Annotated in this window: 9 protein-coding genes; 1 reads left to right on the top strand and 8 read right to left on the bottom strand. The window is 47.0% G+C overall.

Going from position 1 to position 9,127, the window contains the following annotated elements; all coding sequences use genetic code 11:
• A partial coding sequence (locus tag H6S82_RS09270) for a response regulator (protein WP_191056168.1) occupies positions 1–198 on the bottom strand: 198 nt, incomplete at its 3' end.
• A gap of 541 nt (positions 199–739) precedes the next feature.
• Here H6S82_RS09270 and H6S82_RS09275 point away from each other — a divergent pair.
• Entirely contained in the window at positions 740–2,164 is a 1,425-nt protein-coding gene (locus tag H6S82_RS09275; protein ID WP_190468350.1) for an NADP-dependent isocitrate dehydrogenase, read from the top strand.
• A gap of 127 nt (positions 2,165–2,291) precedes the next feature.
• Here H6S82_RS09275 and H6S82_RS09280 read toward each other — a convergent pair whose 3' ends face one another.
• From H6S82_RS09280 to H6S82_RS09310, 7 genes are all read right to left on the bottom strand, one after another.
• Positions 2,292–3,500 (bottom strand): hypothetical protein, encoded by a 1,209-nt coding sequence (locus tag H6S82_RS09280; RefSeq protein ID WP_191056169.1) that lies wholly within the window; start codon positions 3,498–3,500, stop codon positions 2,292–2,294.
• A 168-nt stretch (positions 3,501–3,668) separates the two neighbouring features.
• Positions 3,669–4,838, bottom strand: a complete 1,170-nt coding sequence (locus tag H6S82_RS09285) for an LptF/LptG family permease (RefSeq protein WP_242056880.1) — start codon at positions 4,836–4,838, stop codon at positions 3,669–3,671.
• Positions 4,839–5,064: 226 nt separating this feature from the next.
• Positions 5,065–5,793: an LPS export ABC transporter ATP-binding protein gene (lptB, locus tag H6S82_RS09290; protein WP_190468358.1), complete on the bottom strand. Its 729-nt coding sequence runs from the start codon at positions 5,791–5,793 to the stop codon at positions 5,065–5,067.
• Positions 5,794–5,968: 175 nt separating this feature from the next.
• Positions 5,969–6,457 (bottom strand): LptA/OstA family protein, encoded by a 489-nt coding sequence (locus H6S82_RS09295; RefSeq protein ID WP_190468391.1) that lies wholly within the window; start codon positions 6,455–6,457, stop codon positions 5,969–5,971.
• Positions 6,458–6,694: 237 nt separating this feature from the next.
• Complete coding sequence (locus tag H6S82_RS09300; RefSeq protein ID WP_190468395.1) at positions 6,695–8,095, bottom strand: hypothetical protein; 1,401 nt, start codon at positions 8,093–8,095, stop codon at positions 6,695–6,697.
• 196 nt (positions 8,096–8,291) lie between these two features.
• Positions 8,292–8,714 carry a DUF309 domain-containing protein gene (locus H6S82_RS09305; RefSeq protein WP_190468397.1) on the bottom strand — a complete coding sequence of 141 codons (423 nt, stop codon included), beginning with the start codon at positions 8,712–8,714 and terminating at the stop codon, positions 8,292–8,294.
• Positions 8,711–9,076 (bottom strand): ferredoxin thioredoxin reductase catalytic beta subunit, encoded by a 366-nt coding sequence (locus tag H6S82_RS09310; protein ID WP_190468400.1) that lies wholly within the window; start codon positions 9,074–9,076, stop codon positions 8,711–8,713. The genes H6S82_RS09305 and H6S82_RS09310 overlap by 4 nt, the downstream gene beginning before the upstream one ends.
• Positions 9,077–9,127 lie beyond the last annotated feature (51 nt).

The following is a 9,127-nucleotide window of genomic DNA, read 5'->3' on the forward strand; positions in this document are numbered from 1 at the left end:
GCGACGACAAAATTCAAACCCATCCATTCCCGGCATCATAATATCAGAAATGACCAAATCGGGGGGATTTTTGGCAAAAGCTGCCAACCCTTGCTCGGCGGAATCTGCATTTTCCACTACGTATCCTTGTTTTTCCAGATAGTCCGACAATACGGTGCGTAAGATTTTATCGTCATCCACGACCAAAATGCGCTTCATCAAGACCTCCGAGAAACCACATCCCCTTGTAGGTTAAAAGCAATAGGAGCGGTTGTTTCACCTTTTGCTAACCAGACCCTCTGACCGAGCGCTCGCCAAAAAAAGGTGACAAAATCGCGATTTAGGCAGTTTTGTGCGCGGAGTCTCCGTATTCCTACCATATTTTCAGCAAAATACCCGAACCAAATTTACTTTGCCTAACGAGCCTTTGCTGATGGAAGATGCTCCCCAGCAACATCGCTAAAGCCTAAAGCAATTGCGATCGCGAAAATAATACACCGATAGCCTATCCTAAAAGTCACTTTTATAGTTTTTTAAGTACAAATCGAAACAGATCTACAAAGACGAAAGAGAATAAAAAAACTTTGCCATTAGCGTTTTACCGTTTCCCCTTTAACTATTGCAGCTAGATTTATTGGCAAAAAAGTTTATAACGAGCTGCTATGGCGCAAAATATCTGATAGCTTGATAAGGCTTACTGGCAAGATTAAAATTTTATCTGATTATTCCCGCCGCCTAGCTACCAGGAGCTGCTACCAGTATGTACAAACAGATAAGTCCTCCAGACACCGGGTCTAAGATCGCCTTTGAAAACGGCGAACCCATCGTTCCCGATAACCCAATTATTCCCTATATTCGCGGAGACGGGACAGGCGTGGACATTTGGCCTGCCACTCAAAAGACGATCGACGCCGCCGTCCAATTTGCCTATGGTGGCAAGCGTCAAATCAGCTGGTTTAAAGTATACGCCGGCGATGAAGCCTGTGAAAAGTACGGCACTTATGAGTATTTGCCTCAAGACACCCTCCAGGCGATCGAAGAATACGGTATTGCCATCAAAGGCCCACTGACAACCCCGATTGGGGGTGGTATTCGTTCTTTAAACGTGGCATTGCGACAAATCTTTGACCTTTACGCTTGTATCCGTCCATGTCGCTACTACGCAGGCACCCCGTCACCTCACAAAAATCCAGAAAAACTGGATGTCATTGTTTATCGGGAAAATACAGAAGATATTTACCTGGGCATTGAGTGGCGGCAAGGTAGCGAGATTGGTGATAAACTGATTCACTTGCTCAATCACGAACTGATCCCAGCTACTCCGGAACACGGCAAAAAACAGATTCCCCTCGACTCCGGTATTGGCATCAAACCAATCAGCAAAACAGGTTCCCAGCGCCTTGTCCGCCGTGCGATCAAGCACGCCTTGCGATTGCCCAAGCATAAGCAGATGGTGACTTTGGTGCATAAGGGCAATATCATGAAATACACCGAAGGTGCGTTTCGCGACTGGGGTTACGAGTTAGCAACTGCGGAATTTCGAGCTGAGTGCGTCACTGAACGGGAATCCTGGATTCTCAGTAACAAGGAGAAGAAAGCCGATATCTCCCTAGAAGAGAATGCCCGTCAAATCGAGCCTGGGTACGACTCTTTAACGCCGGAAAAGCAAGCTGCCATCTGCCGGGAAGTAGAAAATGTGCTTAACTCTATTTGGGAAACTCACGGGAACGGACAGTGGAAAAATAAGATAATGGTGAACGATCGCATCGCCGATAGCATTTTCCAACAAATTCAGACCCGCCCGGATGAGTACTCCATCCTAGCTACCATGAACCTCAATGGCGATTATTTATCCGATGCCGCAGCTGCTATTGTCGGTGGTCTGGGCATGGGGCCTGGAGCTAATATTGGCGATAAATGTGCTATTTTCGAGGCGACTCACGGCACCGCACCCAAACACGCCGGTTTGGATCGAATTAACCCAGGTTCGCTGATTCTATCCGCCGTTATGATGCTGGAGTACATGGGTTGGCAAGAAGCAGCTGACTTAATCAAAAAGGGTATTGGGGATGCGATCGCCAACCGCGAGGTAACATACGACTTAGCTCGATTGATGGAACCCCCAGTAGAGCCGCCCCTGAAGTGTTCTGAATTTGCCGAAGCAGTGATTGAACACTTTAAATAAGGGCGTCGGGGAAGTCAAAAGTCAATCGTAAATAGGGACGAGAGAGAGGAAGAGGAAAGAAATTCCTAATTTTGACTTTTGACTTTTGACTTTTGACTTTTGACTTTTGACTTCCCCACTCCCCCACTTAAGGATTTGAGAACGAATTTATCTCTCCCCCACCGATGTGTCTGCCTGGAATCGGACGGGGGACTGAGAAATTAGGCGACTGTTGCAATTGAGACGGTTGAGTAACGGAATTGCCCAAATTAGAGTTAAATCCTGGGTTAGAGAAACCGTTTGCCGGGGCAGTATTCTGGAATGGAGATTGCCCCAAATTGCTGGGTGTTGCAGGTGCCAGACCGGGATTTACCTGTACCGCTGAGGGTACGCCCGGTAATGCTTGGGGTGGATTCAAGTATGTATAAGAATTGGAAGAAGTTGCACCGCCAGCAGACGGGGAATTATAACCGTAGCCAGTTGTACCGGGAACGGGCGATACTTGCCCATAGCCTTGTCCTGGTAATTGTGAAGTTGGTTGTGTAAGAGTTTGGTTAACTGTGGGGTTTTGCCCTAAATTACCTGGCGATGCTTGAGATGGCGAGGTTGCGCCGGTTCTACTGCTTGCCTCTGGGCTGTCCAATCCTGACTGCAAAGGATTTTGGATAGTTGATTTGCTGGCTGTTCCCTGGCGGTCTAAAGCTGATTGCAAGGGGCTCACGGATACCCCAGCCGGAGTTTGAATAGATGATTTACTGCCATTACCCAAGCGGTCTAATGCTGACTGTAAAGGACTCACTGACGGTAAAGTGGCATTTTGTTTCTGGGTGGTCGGCAAATTCAGCTTATCGGCAGAATTAGCTGCGCTGCCTACGCCTAAGTTAGAAGATGGGGGAGTAAAGGAATTTCCGGAAACAACTGTGCTGCTGTTTGAGCTAGATTCTGACTTGAGAGCAAAGGGATTGGCAGTTGTAGGCTGTGCTGTTAACTTCTCTGTCGCCGATGAGTCAGATGATTTTTCGGCATTAATAGCCGCTTCTTTCTGTTTCATAAACTCATCAAATAACCCTAGCTCTGTTTCGTCTTCTTCTGGAGTAAGTTGGAGAGGCTCGGAATCACTAATTTCCTTCTGTAGCACAGAAAGATTATCAATGTCAACCCCAATTGCTTTGTCTTCATCAGAAAGAGTTTGCTCGTCCGCAGTGGCATTGCTGGGAGTTGGAGTTTCTGCTTCCTGGTTAAGGGCTAGCCACTCAGGGTGGTTGAAGTAGGCCCAAGTAAAGAAACCTACCAGAGATAGAAATGCGATCGTCACCCAAACTATAGGCTGGGTTAAAGGGCGTAGCCTAGCTTTCAAATAGCGGAGCGCAGCCGGGGGCCGATGAGAAGATGACATAGCAGGAGTGCAGCTTAACTTGGCACGAGTAGGTGAATGCTTTTACCGCTAGGATAGCTTCGATCGCAGGCAAACTTCCTTGATGTTTGCAAAAATTTTGCTCTCCAAATTGACGATCGCTATTTCCTGTCACCGAGAGATTCGCAACAGCAGCCAAGTGCCCATTCCCAAACCGAACAAGTTGGGTAACCAAGCTGCCATCCACGGTGATAGGAAGCCGCTCATCCCCAGAGCGTCGCCCATCGTCCGCAACAAGTAGTAAGCAAAAATAATCAATACGCTGATGCCAAATCCTGTCGCTCTGTTCGTCCTTTGCGGTCTGGTTCCCATAACTGCCCCTACCAAGCCGAAGACAAGGCAAGCAAAAGGTAAGGCGATTTTTTGTTGGAGGCGAATATTCAATTTGCGGATTTCCTTGTAGTCACCGCTAGGTTTGATTAACTTTATCTGCTCCTGAACTTGTGCGATGTTCATTTCGTCAGCTTTCGGTCTTTTTTTAGCAAAATCTAAGGGAGCGCGGGGTAGTTGCAATTGGTGATGTTCAAACCGCAAAATGTTGCGATAGGAACTATCAGGAGATATAAGGTAGATAGTGCCGTTGAAGAAATCCCAGGTATTTTCTACTGTATTCCACTGAGCAGATTCCGAGACGACAATTTGATTAACGCCGGTACGAGAGCGGTCTACTATAGTAATATTTTTCATGACTTCGCCATCGAACTGTTCTGCATAAAATAAGCGTTTTAATACTTCTAGTTTTTCTCCGTTCGCTTGTTCAACTTCGCCAAATTCTGGATAAATAATATTGTTTTCCTGAAAATCTTTCCTGTCCTGTTTCAGAGCTATATCTAGAGTTAACTCCGCTTGGTAATTAGCTGCGGGTACAACCAATTCGTTAAAAGTAAAGGCGATGCCCGTGACAACAAAACTCATAAATATGGCCGGCAAAATCAGCCGATAGGCGCTCACACCACAGCTGCGTAGCGCAATTAGTTCGCTGTCACCAGAGAGACGACTGTAGGCTAGCAAGGTGGCGAGCAACATGGATGCAGGTAAGGAAAAAGCGATGAAGAAGGGCATTTTTAACACAAAAACTTTTAACGCCGTGGACAGCGGTAACCCTGCTTCTGTAACTTTCCGAACCAGATCGAGAGAGCCGATCGCCACTGCTACAGACGAAAACAGCGCTGAGCCAAACAAAAATGGTGCTATCAGTTCGCCCATCAGGTAGCGATCCATAATTGAGATACCGAAAGTCAGCGATCTCAGTGGATTGAAATATTGAGTGACGGTTTTCATAATTTACGAAGGGTATAGGGTATAGAAAATAGATGATTTCTCAAAGGGAGTGGGAGTGGGGGAGTGGGCGAAGTCAAAAGTCAAAAGTCAATCATTCAAAATTCCTCTTCCCTTTTCCTTTTTCCCTTTCGCTCTCCCTCTTCTTTTTGACTTTTAGATCGCCCGTGGCTAACCCACCCTACATTTAAATAAAATTCTATTATCACCATAGAAACCGGATTGCCTGCTATATTTGAAAGTTATCGCCGAGGTAGTACTGCCGCACAAGCGGATTGTTGTAGAGTTCGTCAGCACTGCCAGAGGCGAGGATTTGCCCATCTCGCATAATGTAGGCTCGGTCTGTGATTGCCAAAGTTTCCCGGACGTTGTGATCTGTGATTAAGATTCCCATTTGCCGATCGCGCAATTGGGCTACCATTTGCTGAATTTCTGCTACAGCTATCGGGTCAACACCGGCGAAGGGTTCGTCCAAAAACAAAAATTTTGGCCCTTCTCGCCCGGATGCCAAAGCTCTTGCCAGTTCGGTTCGCCTTCTCTCTCCCCCAGAAACTTGAATTCCTTTGGTGTAGGCAACTCTTTCCAAGCGAAACTCGCGCAATAATTCTTCCAGACGCTGCTTGCGTTCTCTTCGAGGCACTTGGGTTTGCTCTAGAACTAAGAGAATATTTTCCCGCACGCTGAGGTTGCGAAAAATGCTGGCTTCTTGAGCGAGATAACCAATACCCAAATTTGCGCGTCGGTGCATTGGCATTTCGGTAATGTCCAGGTCGTCGAGCCAAACTTTACCTTGATTTGGTTTGTCTAGACCTGTGGCGATATAAAATGTTGTCGTTTTACCGGCACCGTTGGGCCCCAGCAACCCCACTACTTCTCCTCTAGCAACGGAGAGGTTGACGCGATTGACGATCGCTCGCTTGCCATAATACTTGTGTATATTTTCCAAGACTATTTTCACTTCGGCGCTCTCCCCACAGTGGTGCTGGGTCGGAAAATTGGTCTTGATTTTAGCACTCGATCGCGAAAGTCAAAAGTCAAAAGTCAAAAGTCAAAATCCTTTGACCGTCTCGGATTTAACTTGTTTCGATCTGGTGGGTTACTTCTGCCGTGCGGCACTGGCGTTAGTAAGATGGTTATCTTTGGGGGGGTCTGGGCGCAGATGTCCCTGGCAATTGGGTGGAAGGGTTGGGGTCGTTAATAATATAGATGGATTCCACTTGCCGATTCGGTTGAGGTTGAGCGATAAATCGACCTTCATCGATCAGGTAGATGACTTGTTCGCCGCGAATGCTGTTGCCTTGCTGCAATATATAAACGTTGCCTGTGAGTACGATGCGCCTTTCTTTGGTGAAGTATTGGGCTTGGGCGGCTGTAGCCTGAATTTGGCGGGCGGGGTAGAAAAGTTGCACGTTACCCCGCGCTGTCACCACTCCAGTTTGTTGATTGGCTTCTTGAATGTCGGCGCGAACAGTGAGGGCGCGACCGTCACCGGGGTTTTGGGCTTTGGCGCTTTGAGGTTGGGGGAAAAGGGCGATCGCAATTACGATCGAAGCAGCTGGAACCGTTAAGCCTATCCCAAGGCGACGCAACCAGAATTCAGGTAATCGAGCGGCAGGCATCATGAATCGTGCAAGCTGAGGAAGTTGATTTGTTTGCGGGACAATAGTTATGACTGAAAAGTTATTCCTATAGTTCTCTAGGTAGTTTAACCTGTCCTGTCAACTGCGAATCTATAAATTACGTGGGACGATGCTGCCAAAAGCGATTACCCATTAATGAGGTATGTGGAAATTACCACATATATAAAAAATTCCAGCTTTTGAGTCAGTAACGATCGTGCCTTTTACTGAACCAATTTTCTAGACAGCTACAAAGTAGTTGGCGCTGAGACTTAGGCCGCTGGAACCTTGAACGATCGCAATCAGTTCGGGAAGACTTTCGCTCAGGAAGATGGCTGTACCCGCAGCTAAACCGGTCGGTGACTCTGCCAAACTGTAACTGGACTTAGAGCCGGACAGTTGGATGGTGTCTTCCAAAGCATTGAAGTCAGTAATTAGGGCGTAGTCGCCGATACCGGAGCTGCTAGTATTACCATCGTTGTAGAAGGTTACTTCGGTAGCGCCTAGCACAAAGAGATCGCTCCCAACACCACCAGTCAAAGGATCGATTTCGTTAAAACCTCTTCCTACTGCTACATCGGCTCCCGTCAGTACGTCGTCGCCTTCATCTCCAAATACGCGATCGCCACCTGTACCGCCGAAAACTGAATCATTACCGCGTCCGCCATTCAGGATATCGCTGTCACTATCCCCTAAGAGGAAATCATTGCCATCCCCACCAGTAATCTTGTCATTTTTCCCACCGCCACTAATGGTATCGTTGGCTGCACCACCTGCGAGGTTATCGTTGTTAGCAGTACCCGACAAGTTGAGGGCAACAACCGTTTTATTGTTTTTAGTGCTAGCATCGTTCTCTCCAGTAAATGCGGCGTTGACTACTGTGTTCAGATTCAGGAGAGTGCTATTAGGCTGGGTAAAACTGTTGCCTTGGAGCAATTCGGTGAAGAGGATATGAGCATAGCTATGGTTTTGACTGGGGCCGAACTGTCCGGGCTGGTTTAAGCTCTTCTTGTTAGCGTACACATCTAAAGTAGCCAGCGGAGCGTCGAAACCCGCCAGCACACTGGTATGTAAAGCTACAACGCGAGTAGCGTCAGTTGGATCTAAGCGATCGTCTGCGCCTTTGCCCTCAAACGCAGGGCCAGCAGGATCTAATCCTACAATTTGGGAAATAGAACTGCCGGTGGATTGACGATACGCAGAGCCAGCAAATCCAGCAACGTGCGCTCCCAGGCTGTGTCCGATTAAGGTGGTGTAATTGGGATCTACACCGCTATTTTTCAGGTAAGCAGCTAGCTGATTGCCAACATCATCTGCTTTGTCAACAGAAGGCAAATAGAAGGGGTTACTTGCGAGTGCTTCCCAGTCTACCAAAATGATATTAGCGTTAGATTCTCGCTGGCGAATAGTTTGAGCTTGCCCTGCCATCCAGTCGGTAGGCTTGTAGCCGTTGCCTGCATTGCCACCAGTGTTGCGCCAGCCATGTATGATGACATAGGTTGCTTCGTCAGTTTTGATACGCCCCGAAGGATCGATCGAACTGTCACCCCAAATATTAAAATTGACTGTAGAAGCGTCAGTAGAAGAATTCGCAGAAAACTTACTCTTCATAAACTTGGAGCCTAAAATGGAAATAGCCATAAGTTTCTCCTGATTAAGGTGAAAAGTTTTGTTGGATTAGGTTAATTGAATTTACTGATTTTTTGAGAGCCCAGATTTTTCCCGTTTTTTGGTGTATACCAAATCCGGGTCTGTTACCTTATTTTTCTCAAAGCAACCCTGAAGATATTAGGCGCGTTCAAAGATTAGAAATAAGTTTTTAGTTGATGGCGATCGCTTACTGTAGAGCAACTCTGACTATTTTTGGTAATTCTAAAGTGCGGTCTCTATCTATGTAAGTGTCAGATGTCTGAAATTGTCGAACAAATTCTGCTACTTTTTCTGGGCCTGCTTGTTGCAGCGCCGTCAAGAGTTGCTGACTCTCGATCGAGAATTGTTCAACGTCGATCTCGGCATACGTTGGTTGGTAATACCGCAATCGATTGATACCTTCTCCTAACAAAATTACCGCACCGCGCCAGTTATGATTACCAAGGTGATATAAGGCAACAGCAATTTGCAAAATACCCTGATAGAAAGTTTTTTGTGGCTCTGTTGACTCCATCCACAGAGCCTCTAGGGTATCGTGACAGGCGTAGTAATCTTTGTTGTTAAACTGCTCTACGCCTTGCCAGAATTCTTGAGGCACTGCTTCCATCATCCCATACTATCTCGTACAGCTTTGATTTCCTCTAAGGAAATTTCCTGCTTATCACCGGCAAAATCGTTATCTGCGGTGAGAAACAGCATACAGTGGCATTCTTTGCGTTCGCGCATGGGGACGCAAGGGCAGTTCCAGAAGGCGGCATTTACTTCTGCTTCTTTGTCTTCGTAATGGCGACAGGGACACAGAGGCGATCCCAAGTCATCTTTGTGTTTGGCGAGTCCTTCAATCACGACGGCAGTTACTGAGGGGTCAACGCAGAAGTATGTTCCGGTGCGTTTGGCGTACTGTTCGGAAAACTGCCGCATTGCCTCTAGGTTTTTGTCGGTGGATTTAGCTTCGTTTTCTGTTGATTGCATTGCGATCGCGTTCTTTCTAGGTCAGCTGACATTGTTAGATTCTACCGTAGG

Source organism: Planktothrix sp. FACHB-1355 (assembly GCF_014748295.1).
Lineage (GTDB): Bacteria > Cyanobacteriota > Cyanobacteriia > Cyanobacteriales > Aerosakkonemataceae > Aerosakkonema > Aerosakkonema funiforme_A.

What these genes read in the sequence shown, in the direction of transcription:
- H6S82_RS09275 (WP_190468350.1), top strand. Translation starts at nt 740, where the DNA reads ATGTACAAACAGATAAGTCCTCCAGACACCGGGTCTAAGATCGCCTTT.
- H6S82_RS09285 (WP_242056880.1), bottom strand. Translation starts at nt 4,838, where the DNA reads ATGAAAACCGTCACTCAATATTTCAATCCACTGAGATCGCTGACTTTC.
- H6S82_RS09295 (WP_190468391.1), bottom strand. Translation starts at nt 6,457, where the DNA reads ATGATGCCTGCCGCTCGATTACCTGAATTCTGGTTGCGTCGCCTTGGG.
- H6S82_RS09300 (WP_190468395.1), bottom strand. Translation starts at nt 8,095, where the DNA reads ATGGCTATTTCCATTTTAGGCTCCAAGTTTATGAAGAGTAAGTTTTCT.
- H6S82_RS09305 (WP_190468397.1), bottom strand. Translation starts at nt 8,714, where the DNA reads ATGATGGAAGCAGTGCCTCAAGAATTCTGGCAAGGCGTAGAGCAGTTT.
- H6S82_RS09310 (WP_190468400.1), bottom strand. Translation starts at nt 9,076, where the DNA reads ATGCAATCAACAGAAAACGAAGCTAAATCCACCGACAAAAACCTAGAG.